The organism is Cupriavidus sp. (assembly GCF_057315035.1).
Window position 1 is genome coordinate 1 of the sequence record NZ_DBHKYV010000011.1, and the last position, 18,847, is coordinate 18,847.

An 18,847-nucleotide genomic window follows, 5' to 3' on the forward strand; every position below is an offset into this window, starting at 1 on the left:
CAACGTAGCGGGTTGGCTACCGCTTTGCCTGGTCAACCCGAGCTTTTCAGTTGCCGTTAAAGCTCCGGCCTTTAGGCCGGGGTAGTTGACGTAACGAGGCGCATGCCGATTGCGCGAGATGCTTTACGGTCAAAGGTCTCGGTGTACTCGCAGCCGGCATGCTGACAGGCCCGCAGGATCGGGCAATCGGCGAAATCGCTTACCGTCGTGCTAAAAAGCCGCAATGCCGACTTCACAAGCGATTGCGATTCCAGGACAAGGTCATTGCTCTCAATCAGGAATCCCACAATCCGGATGATTTCGTGCCGAGTCGCGCGGTAGCTTCGGTCCATTGTCCAGGTCAGTTCCACGAGCACTGCGGTCGGGATATAATCACGCCGATCGCTGGTCAGGGAATCGAGCAGAGCATCGGCCTTTGGCGTCAGATAAGGATCGTCCCGGGCAAAATAGCGAACGAGTATGTTTGTATCGAGGCCGATCACGCGAAGCTCCGCAAGTAGCGAGACCAGACCGCGTCGGCAATGGCTTCATCGAGTTCCTCCTGCGTTGGCGCAGGCCCCTTTCTACGGCCGGCAAGGCAGCCCGCGAGGGCCTTGACGGAGCACGTCTGGCCGGGCTCAAGCGGCGGCAGGCCGAGACTGATCGTCGGGTCGACTTCAACGTCCTCTTCCTCTGCTTGCGCAACGGCTTGCCGGATTTCCTCTGCAGTTGGCGGCGGTCTCCGTCCCGCGAGGCAGCCTTTCAGGTCCTTGATAGAGCGGGTTCTAACTGGTTCTGGCGATGGCAGGTTCGCGTCGTACGCCTTGTCTTGTACGAGTCCGGCAATTGCAACGCATTCTTCCGCGTAGTGCATCAACATGATTGACCCCAACGGTATGTGTTAACGTCGTAAAGCAACTCGGAACGCCAATCCGGCGAGTCCGCATTGCACAGGCGCGACCACCGCACCTGACGCAACCATTCTTGGCCCTCACGTAGCAGAAAAATATGGGACGTGTCTCAAAATGCGCCCCTTCTTGCAGATGCGCGTTCAGTGCCTTGCCAGCCGTGCAAGTGGCAGCGTCTGCAGGCGTTCAAGCACAACGGCTTTCATTGCCGGAGGCGTCGGTAGTGCATCGAGCAATGCTGGCCAGCGCGCTTGGGCCATTGCCACGGCATCCTTCACGGCAGCCAGTGCAATGCGTTCCGCGATACGTGCCTCGCGTGCAAAGTCGCGGTAGGTTGCCAGCGTCTGCTTGCGCTGCAACGCATCGATGGCCACGTTTTGTCCAAACGCTGCAAAGCCTGGCAGGGATGCCACGCTGACGATATCGTATGCCGGCGAAAGTTCGGGCATGGTGCCGTTGCGATACAGGAACGAAAAATTCTTGAGATGCGCATCGCTGTTGCCCAGCAGCGTATTGACGGCCTGGCGCATGAAGAATTGCCTGACATCCTCGATGCCGCGCACACTAAGCCGATCCAGCAGGCGCACGATTGCCACGTAGGCGTCGTTGCCGGCGTATTTGCGTGCCGGCATGCGGGTCAGGATCTGGCAACCGTCCTCGGCATGCACGCGGCCGCCGGGCTCGCGGTCGAAACGGTCCACGGCCAGGAAATGCTGGTCGGCCCCAAGCGCATCGGCAAGCCCCGGCACGTCGATGGCGGTCAGCGGCTGCGGCTTGCACACGGCCACGGCCACGCCCGCCGCCTGAGCCAACTGCATCGCCACGTATTCGTTGAAGATCTGGCTGTCGTCGTTGCGTGCCGGCAGCTTGGCGATCAGGTCCGACAAACGCCCGTGCGTTGGCATGGTATAGCGCCTGCCCGCATGCGCAGTCGACAGGGCCAGCTTGTTCTGCACACCGGATACCGACGCCGCGCCTTCGGTCGCGCCTTCGACCACGGCAATCTCGAGATTGTCCGCGCCACCCGTGACGCCAACTGCGCGGACATGCCCCGGCAGTGCGTCGATGTCGGCCGGCTGGACGATCAGGGCGCCGGGCAGATCCTCCCCGGCCGCGGCAAGCACACCAAAGTCGTCGCGGTCATCGGGATGATGGCGGGTGGCTTCAAGTCGCTTGCGCAGTTCACCTTCAGGCAGCAGACCGGCGAAGTAGGGCGGCAGTTCGCCGTTGGTGTTGTAGAGCGCCGGGTGGAACGGGTTTGACAGAATGGTGGCGGTCAACGCTTCGTTGCCGGGGATGGTCAGCGAAAGACTCAAGGTGGGCCGACCGGGATCGCCGCGAAACTGTTCGCCCGGGACAAAGCGCGTGGTCCGCCCGGCTTCGCACAGGTAGCCGCACAGTTCTCCATGCAACTGCACCGCCAGATACCGGGGGCGAAGATCGTCAGTCACGCTCCATCCCCCAGCAACAGGTCGACCGAGGTCGGCGCGGCGCGGTCAGGACCGGCCGACTTGCCGCTCAGTACTTGCCGCACCTCGTCCACTTGCTCCTTGGGTACTAGCACCCACTCGGCATCCAGTGCGGTGGCAATCGCTGAAAGCGTCGAGGCGCGCACATCTTGCTTGCCACTCAAGGCGACCGACAGGTTGGAGGCCGCCATGCCGATTACCCGGCCAATATCCGCTAGGGAAAGGCCCCGAAGTTTGCGAAGGGAGCGAAGCTGGGTGTCGAAGGCAGCCACGAGAACGTCATGTAGTCGGGATATGAAATAGCATAGCATTCCTCAAAAAATTATGTAGATAAATAATTTTTAAGGAATATTTATGCTAAATCATATTGTTGGTGGAAGCCCAACCCGACTATAGTCACGAATAGTGCTCGCGCACACTGGATATTGGTTAGATCCAGCGCGCTGCCGCAGTGCGCACCGCATGCTGCCTGCAGGAGTCTCCATCGCTTTGTGTCGCATTGCCCTCCAGCATGACGTCCCAAGCCCGCTTCTCTGTGCGTTTGTTTGGCGAGTTCCAGCTCGACGGCGCAGACGCGACCTGGTTCAACGCAAACTCCCCCCGCTTGCAGGCGCTGCTCGCCTGCCTTGTCCTGCATCGCGATGCACCGCAGACGCGGCAGCAGCTCGCCGTACTGTTCTGGCCCGATGCCTCGCAGGCGCAGGCGCGTAACGCCCTGCGCCAACTGCTGTTTCAACTGCGCAAGACCTGGCCGGAAGTTGATCAGTTTGTCCAGGCCGATGCGCAAACGGTGCGATGGCTGGCCGATGCGGCGCTGGACCTCGACGTCGCGCAGTTCCAGTCCGCGGTTGCGGCTGCGGGCAAGGCCTCGAGGCACGGCGACGCAGTCGCTGAAGAAGAGCTGCTGACACATGCCGCAGATCTCTATCGCGGTGACCTGCTGGCCAACTGCTATGACGAGTGGATCCACCCCGAGCGCGAAAGGTTACGTGAACAGTGCATCGCGGCGCTCGCGCGCCTTGGTCAACTGAGTGAGGACCGGCGAGACTATGCAAAGGCATTGAAGTACACACAGCAGTTGCAGCGTCTCGATCCGTGCCGCGAACCCACCTGCCTGACGCTGATGCGACTGCATGCGCTGAACCACGATCACGCATCGGCCATGCGCGCGTATCGCAGCTGCGTGGAAACGCTCGCTCGAGAATTGGGTGTCCTGCCCGGCGAACCCATGCGCGAGGCCTACGCGCGGCTGGCTGCGCAGGCTGCGTCGATGCAGCGCCAGCGCCCGCGGGATGCGATGCTGCCAATGATTGGCCGGCATGGCGAATGGCGCCGGCTTCTTGAAGTCTGGCAGCGCGCCCAGTTGGGCGACAAGCAGTTTGTTTTGATCCTGGGCGAAGCCGGCATCGGTAAATCGCGCCTGGCGGAGGAACTGCTCGTCAACCTGGCCGAGCAAGGCATCACAGTGGCGCATTCGCGCGCCTATGCGGCCGAGGGACAGCTCGCGTTTGGGCCGGTGACCGGCTGGCTGCGCAGCCCTGCCTTGAGCGGTGCGATCGGCAAGCTCGACAGACTGTGGCTGACCGAGGTCACGCGCCTGTTGCCCGAACTCCTTACGCAGCAATCGGGACTGTCGCCGCCGTCGCCTCTGACCGAATACTGGCAACGCCAACGGTTCTTCGAGGCGCTTGCGCGCGCGGTGCTGGCACAAGGCGGCCCGCTGCTGTTGCTGCTCGACGACCTGCAATGGTGCGACGGCGAGACGCTCGAATGGCTGCGCTTCCTGATGCGTTTCGACATGGCGGCAGGGCTCATGGTGGTCGCAACGGCGCGCCCCGAGGAAATCATGCCGCTACACGCGGCGAACCGGCTGCTGGACGCACTACGCCGCGACGACCAGTTCATCGAGATCCCATTGGGGACACTCGATGCCGCAGAAACGGCAAAGATAGCGGCCCAGATCCTGGACCGACCGCTGGCTGACACCGAGGCAACCCGGCTGTTCGAAGAGAGCGAGGGTAACCCGCTGTTTGCGGTCGAAATGATGCGGTCTCACTCCGACACCATGCCGGTCGGGGATGCACAGGGCAGCATGGCGTCGAAGTTGCCGCCCAAGGTTTACGCCGTCATCTCGAACCGGTTGGCACAGCTGCCTCCGGGCGCACGCGATATCGTCGGGGTTGCTGCAATCATTGGTCGCGCGTTCACGACCGACATCCTCGCCCAGGCAAGCGACCTCGGCGAGGATGCGCTCGCAGGTGCGCTGGACGAGCTGTGGCAGCGGCGCATCGTGCGCCAGACCGACGGTGGCGGCCTGGCGTTTGACTTCAGCCATGACAAGATCCGCGACGTGGCATACGCCGAAGTGAGTCCACTGCAGCGTCGCCGCCTGCATTTGCGCGTGGCGCGAGCGTTCGAGCAGGCGTCGGGCGATGCGCTCGACGCGGCTAGCGCGCAGATCGCCTCGCACTATGAGCACGCGGGTCTGCCCGCCCAGGCGGCGGCATTCTATCGGCGCGCGGCCGGCGTGGCGCAGAGTGTGTATGCCTATGACGATGCCATTGCATTGCTGACGCGTGGGCTGGCGCAGGCCGACCGGATTGCAGATCCGCAGGAGCGCGCCGCCCAATCGCTGGCCCTGCAACTGGACCTTGCGCCGCCGATTCGCATCGCCCGGGGCTGGGCGGCCCCCGAACTGGAGGCGCCGCTGCGCCAAGCGGTGGAACTGAGCCGGCTGGCAGGTGACAGCAGCCAGCAGGCACGCGCCCAGGTCAGCCTTTCGTTTTTCCTGGCAGTGAGGGCGGAACTTGCACAGGCGCGTAGCCTGAGCGAGGAACTGATTGCGGGATTGGGGGCGGTGGGCGCCGATACTTACTCGGTGATGGCATGGACCAGCGTCATGGGCAGCCTGGTTCAGCAAGGCGACTGGATGGCTGCCGAGCCTGCGTATCAACGCGCGCACCACGCTTATGACGAAGCCCAGCACGCCGAGCATGCGTCCCTGATGGGCGGCAACTTCGGTGTGCTGGCCACCGCCTGGTCAGCGCACGCATTGTGGTTCAGGGGGCTTGCCGATCAGGCCCTTCAGCGTGGACACGAGGCTTTGGAGGTGGCGAACCGGGTAGCGCACCCGTTCTCCCAGGCGCTCGCGCTGTCATATATCGCAACCCAGCATGCGCTGCGACATGAGCACGGTCTCACACTGCACTATGCCCGCCAGACACACGAGATCGCCGAACGGTATCACGTAGGCTACTACCTCGCCTGGGCAGGCGTGCTGCTCGCCTGGGCGAACGCAAAACAGTCCCCCAGCACCGAGGCCGTGGTGGCGATGCAGGTGGCGATCGAGGGCTTTAACGCTACGGGCGCACGCCTGCGGCTGCCGCTCTACCTGGCCATGCAGGCTGAATGTTTGGGCGATGTGGGGAAGACCGAGGCCGCATTGGCGGCTGTCGACCAGGCGTTCGAATGCGCCGGGCGCACGGGCGAGCACTGGGTAGACGCCGAACTGTACCGTCTGCGCGGTGAATTGCTGCTGCGCAGCAGCGACAACCGTGGCGAAGCCGAGTCATCGTTAGTCAAGGCGATCGAGATCGCCACAGCCCAACGGGCGCTGCCGCTCGAGTTGCGCGCCATCCTGTCATGGACCGCGCTGCAAACTTCGCAGGGGCGTGCCAATCCACACAAGTTGGTCGAGGAGACGCTTGCGCGGTTCACCGAGGGCTTCGATCAGCCCGACATCATCAAGGCGCGAGCGTTACTCGCGCGTTAGTTCCGGCTCGACCACCGCGCGCGGTCGGGAGATGAAATCCCCCATATAACGGCTCACCTAACGCTCCGGAAACGCCGAGGTTGCTAAAACTCCTGCATACCAACCGGACAGGAGGCAGCCATGGAATCTTCATCGAGCGAACCCGTCGCAACCGCACTCAAGGCGCATTTTCGGGGACAACTGATTCAGCCGGGCGATGTGGCTTACGACCAGGCGCGTGCCGTGTACAACGGAATGATCGACAAGCGCCCTGCGATCATCGCGTGCTGCGTCGATGTTGCGGACGTCGTCGCCGCGGTGAACGCCGCACGAGACGCCGGGATGCTGCTGGCCGTGCGTGGCGGTGCACACAATGGCGCCGGGCTCGGTACATGCGATGGTGGACTGGTGATCGACCTGTCGCCAATGAAGGGCGTGTTTGTCGACGCCGGACGCAAGACGCTGCGGGTTGGCGGTGGCTGCACCTGGGGCGATGTGGATCACGCCGCCAGTGCCTACGGGATGGCAACGCCGAGTGGCTTCATCTCGACCACTGGCGTGGGCGGACTGACGCTCGGCGGCGGTATCGGCTACCTTAGCCGCGCCTACGGCCTGACGATCGACAATCTGCTCAGCGCCGAGGTCGTGCTGGCCGACGGCCGTATCGTCACCGCAAGCGCCGACGAAAACTCGGACCTGTTCTGGGCGTTGCGCGGCGGCGGTGGCAACTTCGGCGTGGTGACGTCGTTCGAGTTCAAGGCTCATTCCGTTGCCACGGTCTATGGCGGCCCGATGCTGTGGCCGATGGAACAGGCACGCGAGCTGATGAAATGGTGGCGCGACTTCATCCTGAGCGCGCCGCAGGAAATCAACGGCTGGTTTGGCTTCGTCACGGTGCCGCCCGCCGCGCCGTTCCCAGAGGAAGTTCACCTGCAGAAGATGTGCGCCGTGGTGTGGTGCTATACCGGTCCGCTCGATCAGGCCGACGCGCATTTCCGTCCGATACGTGAGGCCATGCCGCCAGCGGTGGACTTTGCCGGGCCAATCCCATGGCCTGTCCTGCAGAGCCTGTTCGACGGGCTGTATCCGGCGGGCTTGCAGTGGTACTGGAAAGCCGACTTCGTTAGCGACCTGAGCGACAAGGCCATCGATCTGCACATCAAGTACGGGCAGCAGTTGCCGTCGATGCACTCAACCATGCACCTGTATCCGATCAATGGTGCCGCGCATCGCGTTGGATGCGACGAAACGGCCTTCAGCTACCGCGATGCCAGCTTTGCCAGCGTGATTGTCGGCGTCGATCCCGACCCAGCCAACAACGACCGCATCGTGCAGTGGGCGAAGGACTATTGGCTGGCCCTGCATCCGCACTCGGCTGGTGGCGGCTACATCAACATGATGATGGACGAGGGCAACGACAACGTGAAGGCGTCCTATCGCGACAACTATGCACGACTGGCGCAGATCAAGCGTAAGTACGACCCGGCCAACCTGTTCCGCGTGAATCAGAACATCAGGCCTGCATGACGCAACGGCTTGCACGGCAGAGGCGATCCCGTGCGGGCCGTAGCGTTCCGAAACTGATCGCCTGTATGAGGAGTGCCGCCGCGGCAACGCCGCCGACACTGCTGTTGGAGATAGCAATGCACAACACTCTTGCCAAGACCCTGCTCGCCGCTGCCGCACTGGCCGCCAGTCTCAGCCTGAACGCTCACGCCGGCGCATATTCCGACGCGCTGATCGTTGCCGCGCCGGGACACAACGGTCCGCGAGACCCTTTTACCGATGGCGCGCGCAGTCCGGCCGCCGAGGGTGCCATGCTGCCCGTGGCCGCGAATCAGGGCAGGTCCATCTCCGTGTGCGCGATCCGTGGCTTCGACCCGTACTCGGACGGCATGCGCAAGCCTGACCCTTACACCGATGGTGCCCGCATCGGTCCGCGCGATGGCTTTACCGATGGCGCGCGCATCAGCTCGCGCGATGGCTTCACCGATGGCGCCCGCAGCGGAGCGCGCGACAGCGGGGAGTGCCTGTCCTGAGCAGGTCGGGTAGGGCGACGGGGCGGCTTATCGGGGCCGCTTCGTTGTCCAGTCGTACGGAAATGTGCGTCATGGTGCGCGAATTGGCTAATCTCCCAAATTCGCTGTTGCCATTCCGCATACGCACTATTACCTAATGCTGCAATGCGACAAAGCGTCTGCTACAATTCGGGAAAACCCCATAAGGGTAATCCCTCAAGGAAGGACGCCATGAACACCCAATCCGACATCAAGCTGACCGATCAACTGGAACGTGACCTCATCGAGCGTGAGCTCGGTACGCAAAGCCTGGGCTTTGCCAACGACGTGAAGCGTGTGATCGCCGCCGTCCAGAACATTTTCACCCGCCTGCAGGCGGAAGCGCGCAAGGCCAAGGTGGTCTACGCGAACGGCTGATCGGCACAAGCTGAGCAATTGAAGGGCGGCGCATCGGGCGCCGCATGCAAATGAATACCGGCCCTACGCACACTTGATTCGGTGTGCGTAGGGCCGGTATTCATTTGCGCATTGGGAATGCGCGAGAACTTGATCAATCATGTCTCGCAGCAAAAAGCCTCGCGTCAGCACTACGCTGAAAACAGACCAATTGGATTGTTTTTGCCGACAAATGGGGGTATGTTGCAACGCTTGCAACGCAACCAGTTCGGAGAAACGATTCATGGAGAACGCAGTACGGTCGGAGCGGTCGCGCGCGCTCATCCTCGACGCGGCCTTTGCCGTACTGGCGCGCGAGGGCCCGGGAAAGCTGACGATCGAGGCGATTGCGCAGGAGGGCGGCATCAGCAAAGGGCGGGTAATGCATCAATTCCGCACCAAGGCTGCTGTCATCGAAGCGCTGCTGGAACAGCAAATCCAACGCGGGCGCGAGTTCGAGGCGCGCTATCACGCAGGACCAGGGACGTACAGCCTTGAGCCAAACTTGTCCGAGCAGATCCTTGCGCTCCAGGAGTCGACCCGGCATTCCCAGTCTTTTGCGCTAGCGGTGTTGGGCGCAGTTTCCGAAAATCCAGAGCTGCTGGCGGGTGTGCGCAAGGACGCCGCCGAAAAGATCGAGCGAATCCGCGAAGATGCCGACGACGGTGATCTGGCCGTGCTGCGCTGGCTGGCGGCACGCGGCATGGTCCTTGGCAGGACGCTAGGCATGTGTCCGCTCACGCAGGCCGACCAGGATCGGTTGTTTGAACGCCTGCTCGACCCCGCAGCCTGGTCGAGTAGTGCGACGCCTACCACTGCTACAAAGACTCCCGCAAAAAAGACCTCCGCGCCGCGAAAGAAAGTAGCTATTCGCTGAGTCCGAAGGGAAAGAGGCGCGCAGTCCGGCGCCTGATCCGTCCTCATTCGCCTCAAATAAAAACAGAACGTTTGGTTTGCAAATAAGTTGCAAACTGCTATAGTCCGCCTCGTTGTCACCAACCAGGGGGAAGAAAAATGCGTATGTCGCGTGGCGTGGTCAGTCTGTTTGCTGCACCGATTGTGCTCATCATGGGGGGCTGTGCCAGCCCGCAACCGGTTGCTTATTCGGGGCTCGCCTCATCCTCGTCGATGACGGCCAATACCCAGTCCGGCGCGGATCGGATGCCTTACCGCTATACGGCGCCAGTGGAGTGGAACCAGTACACGTCGGCGCTCGTTGAGCCTGTGGTGATCTACCGTGGCGGCGACCACCAGTTTGGCGACATGTCCGAGCAGGACAAGGCAGAACTGGCGGGCTACATGCAGTCCGAGTTTGCGCAGAGGCTCAAGACCCGGTTCAACGTTGGCAGCGCAGGCGCCCATGCGCTACGCGTCAAGCTCACGCTGACGGGAGCGGAACCCACGGCAACCTTGCTCGGCCCGTTCCTGCATTTTGATATTGCAGGCAACCTCTACAACGGTGTCCAGGCCATCCGCGGGCGGGAAGGGGCGATGACGGGCTATGTGATGTTCGGCGTCGAGATCTTCGACGCGCAGAGCAACCGGCTGCTCAAGTCCTACGTCAGCAAGCAATATCCCAACGCCATGAACATTGCCGCGGCATTCGGCTCGCTGTCGGCCGCGAAGACCGGCATCGACAAGGGCGCTGACGCGCTGGTGGCCGAATTGCGTTGATCCATGCCAACGGTCACCACGCGGGGACGCGCCATGAAACTGAAGGACTGTGTGGCGATCGTGGCGGCGTGGCTGGCGCTCTGTCTTTGTGCGGGTGGCTTGGTCGGTGCCTGTGCTCGCTGGCTCGCCGTGTCCTGAGATGCCGCACCATCCAGGGCACCGCGGCGGAAAGGGGCGTGGCGGCAAACGCTGGACGCTGTCCCTCGTATGGGCACTACCAGCAATTGCTGCCGCCATCAGTATCACGTTGCTGATCCAGACGCTGTCGTCACGCGGGCCCACGATCTCCGTGGCATTTCGTACTGCCGAGGGCCTGGTCCCCGGCAAGACCGCGGTGCGATACAAGTCGGTCGACGTGGGTGTTGTATCGGCGGTGCGGCTTGCGCCCGACCACACGAAAGTCATCGCGACCGTGGCCCTGACACATGATGCCGAAGCCTTCGCCAGGCAAGGCTCGACATTCTGGGTGGTTCGGCCAAGGATCGCCACGACCGGGGTCAGTGGGCTGGAGACGTTGCTCTCCGGCGCCTATGTGGGCGTGGATCCCGCGAAACAAGGCGCGCGCGAGGCGGTGTTCGAAGGGCTCGATGCGCCGCCGATTCTCACGAGCGATGCGGCAGGCAAGCAGTTTGTCTTGCGGGCGACCGACCTGGGATCGCTTGACGTAGGGTCGCCGGTGTACTTTCGCCGGATCCCGGTGGGACAGGTCCTGGGCTATCAGTTGGGCTCGGACGGACGCGACGTCCTCGTACGGGTCTTCGTTCGCGACCCATATAGCCGGTTCGTGACGGTGGATACCCGATTCTGGCATGCCAGCGGCGTCGATCTGCAACTGGATGCCAAGGGGCTGCAACTCAATGTGCAATCACTTGCCACGATCTTGCTGGGCGGCGTCGCGTTCCGCTCGCCGGGTGATGGCAGCCCCGCTCCGCAGGCAGCGGAGAACGCGGAGTTCGCGTTGGCCAGCGACGAAAGCAGCGCCCTGAAGGCAAGTGACGATGGCGCGCCGCTCTTGGCGGTCCTGAACTTTGATCAATCGGTACGCGGGCTTTCGCCGGGCGCACCGGTGGAGTTCCGGGGGATTCCGGTGGGCAAGGTGCGATCCATTGGTATCGAGTTCCGCCGTGAGGAGAAGAGCTTTCGGATGCCGGTGGTCGTGGAGCTGTATCCGTCGCGCATCGGTATCGGGCGCCGCGACCTGACCGACAAGGCGTACGGCCATGCGATGGCCGAGGTGCTGAACAAGCAAGGCCTGCGTGCCCAGTTGCGGACCGGCAACCTGCTGACGGGCCAGTTGTTTGTATCGTTCGAATTTTTTCCCAATGCACCACCCGCTCCACTGCATCTGGGCGGTGCGCTGCCAGAACTGCCAACGGTGCCCGGTTCACTGGACGAATTGCAGTCGAAAATCGGGAGCATCGTCACGAAGCTGGATCGAGTGCCGTTTGATCAGATCGGCAACGATCTTGGTCGTGCCCTGCGCTCGGCGGATCGCGTGATGAATACGGCGGGAAGCGTGGCGTCGCAGCTTGACCGCGACATCCTCCCCCAGGCGACGCAAACCATGACTGAAGCTCGCAGTGCCCTGCAATCGGTCAATAGCACACTGGACCCGGAGGATGGCGTGCAGGCTGATGCGCGACGCATGATGCAGGAGCTCACAGGGGCGGCGAGGTCGATGCGCGAGCTGGCTGACTCACTGAAGAACCATCCGGAATCGGTGATACGTGGCAAGCCAGAGGGGGAAGGGCGATGACGATACCCTGGCATTTCCAACGGGCGCTATGGCTGATCGTCCTGATGGCGGCCGTGCTGGGCACGACCGGATGCGCATCCCCCGAACCGCGCTACTTCACCCTCGCGGGCCCCGTGGAGAGCGACGCGGTAGGCGAGTGTCGTCGCGACAGCAGCATGCCGCCGCTCCGGATCGAGGTGCAACCCATCCGTGTGCCGGAGAGACTGAACCGGACAAACGTGCTGGTGCGTACTGGCGATGCGGTCCATATTCTCGAAAACGATCGCTGGTCCGCGCCGTTTCCTGACGAGTTTCGCGACGCACTGTCCGAGCGATTGCAGGACAGCCTCGGTGCATGCGAGCGTCAAGGGAGCGGGCCTGCCAACTCGCAGGAACATTACCGAATCAGCGTCGACATCGTCCAGGTAGACGCCGATCCCGACATGCCGATGGGTGCCGTGGTGAACTGGCGCATCAGGAGGGTTCCGGACGGCAGGCTCCAGTCGGGACAGTCGCGCGTTGTCTTGCCCGCCTCCGGCAGCGTTCGTGGCTTGGTTCGGGCATATCAACGGGTCGTGGCAGCCGTGGCCGGCGATCTTTGTACTGCCGTATCCAGGATGCAATAGTCGTGCGTTACGCCCCCTCACGTTCCCTGTCATGTCCGCAGTCATGTCGCCCTGATCAGGTCCGCGGCCTTCTCGGCGATCATGATCGTTGGCAGGTTTGTATTGGCACTCGGCACGCACGGCATGACCGAGGCGTCCACCACGCGAAGTCCCTCGATGCCAATCACCCGACATTCGGAATCGACGACAGCGGTCGGATCTGCAACGTCTCCCATCCTGCAAGTCGACGTAGGATGGCCCATCGGCGCAACCGCGCCAGCGATGTCTTCGTCTGACAAGCGTTCCTGCCGGCTTCGGTTCGCGACCCATTTACCTGGCCGCAGTGCGCGGCCGATGGCGTAGCGGGAGACAACGGATGGGGCGTTCAGCACTGCCTGGGCTCCCAGCGCAAAGAACTGGCCCGCGGCGCCGCTCTTGTTGAACTGGTTAGCGGCCATCACGGGAGGCAGGATGAACGCATCGCAGTAGCTGTCAGCAAAAGCAGGATCCGCCAGCACCGCTTCGATCAATCGGGCAGCCAGGACCATCCGGGGCGCGTCGCGTGGGTCGTCGAGCAGCCGGAAATCGATGACCGGTGCATGGTTGGGATTCGGCGAACTGACAGTGACTGTGCCGCGCGAGTACGGCGCATACAGCGCGGCACTCAGCATTGCCATGCCGGTGCCGTAGTCTCGGGCCGCAACCCGGCCGAGCATCGAGAACATCAGATCGGCCGGAGGACATCCTTCGTGAGACGAGGAATGGCGTACCCCGGCACAGGCGAAATTGCGTACAGATGGCGCTTGCCGCGCCTGGCGCGGCAGCGTAACGGCAAACTGAAGATACGGGTGGTTCTGCAGGTTGCGCCCCACACCCGGCAAGTGATGCCTGCTCTCTATGCCGACGTCGCGCAGGGAACTGCCATCGCCGATGCCCGACCTTAGCAGGATGGCGGGCGAATGGATGCCGCCGGCGGACACGATGACTTCATTTGCCGCAACCCGCTGGAGCTGGCCATTCTTGATGTACACAGCACCGATGGCGCGCCTTCCTTCCAGTTCGACTTGCTGTACCGTAGCCTCGGTGATGATGGTCAGGTTTTGCCGTGAGCGGACCGTGGACGTCAGGTAGCACGAGACCCCGGACGAGCGCTTGCCGTTGGATGCGGCGTAGGGCATTGCAAAGAACCCACAGCCTGGCTGCTCATTGATGTCATCGATCGAGGGAAGTCCGCGACTATTCACTACCCGTTCGATCGCATGCGCGAACCGTGGCAATTCTGAACGTGACAACCTGCTGATCCGGAAGGGGCCTGCCGCACCGGGACCGGTGCCGCGACTTGCATCGCCCTCGGCCTTTCTGAAGTACGGCAGTACGGATTCCCAATCCCACCCTTGCGCGCCGGCCTGCGACCACCGCTCGAAGTCGGAAGGCATGCCCCTGAGCGTCCACATGCCGTTGATGCATGAGCCACCGCCCAGCACCCTGGCCTGGGGGTACGGATATACGGGGCCGTCAGCGCGCCTGCGCGCTTGCAGGCCGGTCCAGAAATAGCCCTGATTCAGTGACGCACTTGGAAAAGCATCGTCAATATCCGCTGGCATTGCATCCTGCCGGACGTCCTTGCCAGCCTCGAGCAGGACCACGGTGGTAGCGGGGTCTTCCGACAGCCGGGCCGCCAGAACCGCTCCTGCAGTGCCACCCCCGATGATGAGAAAGTCAGCTGTCATGCGCGATGGTCGGGGCTAGGGGCTAACGGTTGTCGACGCGCTTGTTGAACGGGTGGATCTCCACGCGTTGCCAGAGACCGGCGTGCGCAAACGGGTCGTTGGCGTTGAAGGCCACCACTTCATCCTTCTTTTCGGCTTCCACAAGGAAGAATGAGCCGATCATGGTCTCGCCGTCATCGGCAAGGAGCGGCCCGGAAACGAGGGTGCGGATCTTTGCCGCCGAGAGATACGCCTTGTGAGCGTCGTAGTGGGCAAGCCGAACTTGAACTGCATTGGGTTTGTCGAGCGCGTGGATCACATAGAACATTTCGAATTCCTTTCAGGTGGGGTCGTAGTCGACCTGATATCGGGCAATGCGGAGATCGCCTAGTTCGCGCTTGACACGGAGATGCTCCGGGTGGCTCGCGTACTCGTCCAGCGCGCTTCTGGAGGCAAACTCGGTGTAGAGCACGACGTCACATGCGTAGTCGACGCGGCTGGAATCCACGCCAACCTCCAGGTGGAGCAGGCCAGGAATTCTTCCGCGCAGGCTCTCAAAGGCGGCCTTGAGTTGCCGTACCGCCGAGCCTTTTTCGCCGTCGCTGTCCCCGCGCAGATTCCACATCACAATATGTTTTATTACGGTCACGGGTCCTCCGTATCGATAGGCCTTGCAGCTCCGAAACTCAGGCTGGCGAGTCCGGATTCAGAATGAAGTCGAAGTTGAGCGTAAAGAACGGGGTAGAGGAATGCTGCCCGTCCGGCGTAGTGCCCGACGGGTGCTCGACCCAGTCAGCAATCAGCGACGACCGCACGCCGAAGACCGCATCCGAATCCAGGTATTGGCAGCCCTCGCGAAACACGTGTGTGACAAGTGTCTCGAAACCCGGCGCGGACACCATGAAGTGCAGGTGTGCCGGTCGCCAAGGGTGACGTCCCATGGCGTCAAGCATGCGGCCCACGGGTCCATCGTGCGGAATCGGGTAGCTTTCCGCCACGATGGACTTGAAGTGAAAGTGTCCGGATGCGTCAGCCCGCAACGTGCCACGGCCCTGGGCGTGTTGCTCGGGTCGTTGCACATCGTAGAAGCCTTCCGAGTCTGCCTGCCAGACCTCGAGCTTCGCATCCGGAATCGCGGCACCGGTGATGCTCCTGACCTGGCCACTCACATAGCACGGTTGGCCGGCCATGCCGTTGCCCACATCCCCACCAAGCTCGTAGTCCGGCGCATCGTCCACGTAGAAGGGGCCGAACACCGTCGCTTCGGTGCAACCTTCCGGCTTCCGATGATTCTGTGCCGTTACGAGCGTGGACAGGCCCAGGGTGTCCGAGAGCAGGATGAACTCTTGCCGTGTTCCCGAGCAAGTGTGGCCCACATCTGTCAGGAACTGGATGCCTGCAGCCCATTCCTCCTCGGTGAGCCTGGTCTCGCGAGCGAACGCATGAAGATGCTGGATAAGGTTCGTCATGATCTCCTTGAACCGTGCATCCTTCATGTCGATATTGCGCGCCAGTACCGCCTGGGTAATGGTCTCTTCATTGAGATTGCGCATGTTGGTGACTCCTCGTGTGCAGATCGTTGTTCAGGATTTCACCGCGTCGTCCCAGCGCGGGCATACACGCTTGTCCGCAGGAACGTCGTGGGACTGGTAGTTCGTTTTGTCGATGACAGTGGCCGGCAGCACGATTTCCGCCTTCACTGGCTGCCCGCGCAGCTTGCGGATCGCGGTCATGGTGCCGAGGCACCCCTGTACGAAGCCGTTGTAGTCTCCCGTGGCCAGCATCGTTCCGGCCTTGATGGCATCGATAGCCTCCTTGGTACCGTTGATGCCGGAAACCAGCGCTTTCCGGTTTGCGCCTTGCAGCGCTTCAATTGCGCCAACGGCCATGGCGTCGTTGGCGGCAAACACACCGTCAATCTGCGGATACGACTGCATGAGGTTCTCCATCACCTGGAGCGCCTGGAGTCGCTGGTAGTTGGCCGGCTGCGAAGCCAGGACCTTGATGCCCGGGTAGGACTTGAGCGCATCGCGCACGCCGCGCGTCCGGTCGATGCTGGTCGCGGAACCCTTCACGCCTTCAAGCAGCACCACGTTGCCTTTGCCGTTCATGGTCTTGAAGAGGTGGCTGGCCGTTTGCAGTCCGAGCTCGTAGTCGCTGGCGCCGACAAAGGCGACAAAGGTTCCAACCTCGCTGCGGTCCGTTACATTGACGACCGGAATGTTGGCGGCATTGATCTTCTTTACGCCGGGGCCCATCGCCTTGTAGTCCACCGGGACGAAGACGACAGCATTGGCCTTCTTGATGATGACGTCCTCGATCTGGCTCATTTGCTCCGGAATGCTGTCCGGCTTGGTCGGGATGTAATGCGTGACCGTGGCATTCATGCTCTTTGCCGCCGCATCAGCACCTTGGCGCAACGCCTGGAAGTACGGATTGGTCTGGTTTTTTGTGAAGACGGCGATCCGTTCGCCATCGGCGTGGGCTGCGGGCATCAGGAACAGGCCGAGCGTGATGGCCATGCCGAGCTTCGGGAAAGTAAAGGCGTTCATTGCAGGTCTCCTGTTATGTTTTTCGATTGATTCAGTGATGTCGTTCAACGGTTGTCCGTCTTGCCACGGGTGACGGAGTCGAGGAATACGGCCAGTACAACGATGACGCCGGTGACCAACGGTTGCCAGTTCGCGCTGATGGTGAGCAGGTTCATGCCATTCAGGACGAGTGTCAGGATGATGGCGCCGACCAGCGTTCCAGACACCCTGCCGACGCCTCCGAACAGGGACGTCCCGCCGATAAGTACTGCTGCGATGGCCGGCAGCGTCAGTGCTTCGCCAATATCACCCTCTGCCGAATTCAGCCGCGCCAGGTAGACCAGGCTTGCAAGGCCAGCCATCGCACCGCTGATCATGTAGACCATGACCAGGCGACGGCCGACCGGAACACCAGAGAGGCGGGCAGCCAGCGGGTTGGCTCCGGTGGCGTAGATCTCTTGTCCGAAAGTTGTCTTCTGGGTGATGGCGGTGCCGGCGAAGAGGAAGCCGAGCATCAGGAACACGGGTATGGGGATACCCCACAGGTAGCCGCTGCCGATTGCGCGGAATTCCGGAGGAAACCCGTGGATCGTCTCGCCGGCCATGAACCAGTAGGTCAGGCCGTGCAAGACCCACAGCATGCCGTAGGTTGCAATGAATGGGGGAATGCGCAGTGCCGCAACCAGCAGGCCATTGGCCAATCCGATCAGCATGCCGCTACCCAGGCCTGTGGCAACGCCAAGTAGCGGAGAGCCGGTAGCCTTGATGACGCTTGCCGCGAGGCAAGCGGACATCGCGACGTTGGCACCGACAGACAGGTCGAGCCCACCGGTAAGGATCACCAGGGTCAGTCCCGACGCCAGCAGGAACAGCAGGCTGGCCTGCCGCATGACGTTGAGCAGGTTGCCAGTGGTAAGGAATGCCTCGGATGCGACCGCCAGGACGGCGCACAGGATGCCCAGCGCGGCCAGGCGGTAGGCAAACGATTTGCCCTCGCTGGAGAGCTGGAACGGGCGGGTCATGGTAGCCGTGTTCATGCCTTCTCCTTGGATTTGAACGACTCGATCAGCAGGACGAGCAGGACGAGCAAGCCAATCGCGGCGACTTGCACGGCGGAAGGAACGCCCAGAAGATTCAGTCCATTGCGCAGAATGCCGACAGCGAGTACGCCGAGTACGGTCCCTGGCAGCCAGCCGTTGCCGCGATCGAACGTCGTACCGCCAACTGCCACAGCCGCGATGGCATCGAACTCCAACCCGATTGCGGCGGTTGGGTGCCCTGCATTCATGCGGGCGGTCAGGAGCAGGGCGGCAATGCCTGCCATGACGCCGCCGAGTACATACACGGCAATCAGGTAGCGGTTGATTCGTACGCCGGCAAACTTCAGTGCCTCGCGATTGCCGCCAAGCGCAAACACATAGGCGCCGAAGCGGGTGTGATACAGCAACCAATGGAACAGCCCGTAGCAGACCGCCGCGATCCACAGCGGGATTGGCATGCCGAGGAAGGTGCTGGCATAGACCAGGGGAATCGCATCCCCGATATCCGTAACGCTCTGGCCATCGGTGAGGACGAGTGCGAGCCCCTGGGCAGCGCCGAGGGTTCCCAACGTTGCCACGAACGGTGGAATCCTGAGCCATGCGACCAGGCCGCCGTTGACCACGCCAAAGGCGATGCCAACTGCCAGCGCGGCAAGCAGGGCGAGGGAAACCGAACCCGTTGACGCCACGACCGTGGCCAGCACGACGCCGCAAAGTGTCAGTACGGCACCGATCGAGAGGTCAAGGCCCTCCGTCATGATGATCAGCGTCATTGGCAAGGCGATCAGCAGCAGGATGGTTGATTGCGTGCCAACGTTGAGCAGGTTCGCGATGCTCAGGAAGCTGTCGCTGGACAAGCCGAATGCAAGCATGAGCAGCAGTACGACCCATGCGGAACCAGGCAGGTGGGCAAGTGTCGTGAAGACGGCGCGATGGGACGAAGCGGCTGGCTGAGGCGTCATCGTTGGTGTCAGTGGTCGGATCTCAGGCATG

19 protein-coding genes are annotated in these 18,847 nt (G+C 62.4%); 8 read left to right on the forward strand and 11 right to left on the reverse strand.

Annotated elements, in window-relative coordinates; all coding sequences use genetic code 11:
* Positions 1 to 71: 71 nt before the first annotated feature.
* The 4 genes from ACO550_RS15645 to ACO550_RS15660 all read right to left on the reverse strand — a co-directional run bounded on the left by ACO550_RS15645 (position 72) and on the right by ACO550_RS15660 (position 2,628).
* Positions 72 to 482, reverse strand: coding sequence for a PIN domain-containing protein (locus tag ACO550_RS15645; protein WP_315592745.1), 411 nt, complete (start codon positions 480 to 482; stop codon positions 72 to 74).
* Entirely contained in the window at positions 479 to 859 is a 381-nt protein-coding gene (locus ACO550_RS15650) for a hypothetical protein (RefSeq protein WP_315592746.1), read from the reverse strand. Before ACO550_RS15650 ends, ACO550_RS15645 begins: the two co-directional genes overlap by 4 nt.
* A gap of 171 nt (positions 860 to 1,030) precedes the next feature.
* On the reverse strand, positions 1,031 to 2,338 hold the full coding sequence (locus ACO550_RS15655; RefSeq protein WP_315592747.1) for a type II toxin-antitoxin system HipA family toxin: 1,308 nt from the start codon (positions 2,336 to 2,338) through the stop codon (positions 1,031 to 1,033).
* Positions 2,335 to 2,628, reverse strand: a complete 294-nt coding sequence (locus ACO550_RS15660) for a helix-turn-helix domain-containing protein (protein ID WP_315592748.1) — start codon at positions 2,626 to 2,628, stop codon at positions 2,335 to 2,337. Before ACO550_RS15660 ends, ACO550_RS15655 begins: the two co-directional genes overlap by 4 nt.
* 239 nt (positions 2,629 to 2,867) lie before the next feature.
* On the opposite strand from ACO550_RS15660, the gene ACO550_RS15665 reads away from it, so the two are divergent.
* The 8 genes from ACO550_RS15665 (at position 2,868) to ACO550_RS15700 (ending at position 12,595) form a co-directional block, all read left to right on the forward strand.
* Positions 2,868 to 6,128 (forward strand): AfsR/SARP family transcriptional regulator, encoded by a 3,261-nt coding sequence (locus tag ACO550_RS15665; protein ID WP_315592749.1) that lies wholly within the window; start codon positions 2,868 to 2,870, stop codon positions 6,126 to 6,128.
* 120 nt (positions 6,129 to 6,248) lie between these two features.
* A complete protein-coding gene (locus ACO550_RS15670; protein WP_315592750.1) occupies positions 6,249 to 7,634 on the forward strand; it encodes an FAD-binding protein in 1,386 nt (461 codons plus the stop codon).
* 116 nt (positions 7,635 to 7,750) lie between these two features.
* Positions 7,751 to 8,146 (forward strand): hypothetical protein, encoded by a 396-nt coding sequence (locus tag ACO550_RS15675; RefSeq protein WP_315592751.1) that lies wholly within the window; start codon positions 7,751 to 7,753, stop codon positions 8,144 to 8,146.
* Between the two features lie 210 nt (positions 8,147 to 8,356).
* A complete protein-coding gene (locus tag ACO550_RS15680) occupies positions 8,357 to 8,542 on the forward strand; it encodes a hypothetical protein (protein ID WP_315592752.1) in 186 nt (61 codons plus the stop codon).
* Positions 8,543 to 8,804: 262 nt separating this feature from the next.
* Positions 8,805 to 9,437, forward strand: a complete 633-nt coding sequence (locus tag ACO550_RS15685) for a TetR/AcrR family transcriptional regulator (protein WP_315592753.1) — start codon at positions 8,805 to 8,807, stop codon at positions 9,435 to 9,437.
* 137 nt (positions 9,438 to 9,574) lie between these two features.
* Positions 9,575 to 10,234, forward strand: a complete 660-nt coding sequence (locus ACO550_RS15690; RefSeq protein WP_315592754.1) for a DUF3313 family protein — start codon at positions 9,575 to 9,577, stop codon at positions 10,232 to 10,234.
* A 139-nt stretch (positions 10,235 to 10,373) separates the two neighbouring features.
* Positions 10,374 to 11,990 (forward strand): PqiB family protein, encoded by a 1,617-nt coding sequence (locus ACO550_RS15695; RefSeq protein ID WP_315592755.1) that lies wholly within the window; start codon positions 10,374 to 10,376, stop codon positions 11,988 to 11,990.
* Positions 11,987 to 12,595 carry a PqiC family protein gene (locus ACO550_RS15700; protein ID WP_315592756.1) on the forward strand — a complete coding sequence of 203 codons (609 nt, stop codon included), beginning with the start codon at positions 11,987 to 11,989 and terminating at the stop codon, positions 12,593 to 12,595. The genes ACO550_RS15695 and ACO550_RS15700 overlap by 4 nt, the downstream gene beginning before the upstream one ends.
* A 41-nt stretch (positions 12,596 to 12,636) precedes the next feature.
* Here the strand turns inward: ACO550_RS15700 and ACO550_RS15705 are convergent, their stop codons facing one another.
* From ACO550_RS15705 to ACO550_RS15735, 7 genes are read right to left on the reverse strand one after another with little or no spacing between them, the layout of a single operon-like run.
* The gene (locus ACO550_RS15705; protein WP_315592757.1) at positions 12,637 to 14,304 is read right to left on the reverse strand and encodes a GMC family oxidoreductase; all 1,668 of its coding nucleotides are present in this window, start codon (positions 14,302 to 14,304) and stop codon (positions 12,637 to 12,639) included.
* A gap of 22 nt (positions 14,305 to 14,326) precedes the next feature.
* Positions 14,327 to 14,611: a YciI family protein gene (locus tag ACO550_RS15710; RefSeq protein ID WP_315592758.1), complete on the reverse strand. Its 285-nt coding sequence runs from the start codon at positions 14,609 to 14,611 to the stop codon at positions 14,327 to 14,329.
* A gap of 12 nt (positions 14,612 to 14,623) precedes the next feature.
* On the reverse strand, positions 14,624 to 14,932 hold the full coding sequence (locus tag ACO550_RS15715) for a Dabb family protein (RefSeq protein WP_315592759.1): 309 nt from the start codon (positions 14,930 to 14,932) through the stop codon (positions 14,624 to 14,626).
* Positions 14,933 to 14,969: 37 nt separating this feature from the next.
* A complete protein-coding gene (locus tag ACO550_RS15720; RefSeq protein WP_315592760.1) occupies positions 14,970 to 15,836 on the reverse strand; it encodes a dioxygenase family protein in 867 nt (288 codons plus the stop codon).
* Positions 15,837 to 15,866: 30 nt separating this feature from the next.
* Positions 15,867 to 16,835, reverse strand: coding sequence for a sugar ABC transporter substrate-binding protein (locus ACO550_RS15725; RefSeq protein ID WP_315592761.1), 969 nt, complete (start codon positions 16,833 to 16,835; stop codon positions 15,867 to 15,869).
* A gap of 44 nt (positions 16,836 to 16,879) precedes the next feature.
* Positions 16,880 to 17,851, reverse strand: coding sequence for an ABC transporter permease subunit (locus ACO550_RS15730; RefSeq protein ID WP_315592762.1), 972 nt, complete (start codon positions 17,849 to 17,851; stop codon positions 16,880 to 16,882).
* Positions 17,848 to 18,846: an ABC transporter permease subunit gene (locus tag ACO550_RS15735; RefSeq protein WP_315592763.1), complete on the reverse strand. Its 999-nt coding sequence runs from the start codon at positions 18,844 to 18,846 to the stop codon at positions 17,848 to 17,850. Before ACO550_RS15735 ends, ACO550_RS15730 begins: the two co-directional genes overlap by 4 nt.
* Between the last annotated feature and the right edge of the window lies 1 nt (position 18,847).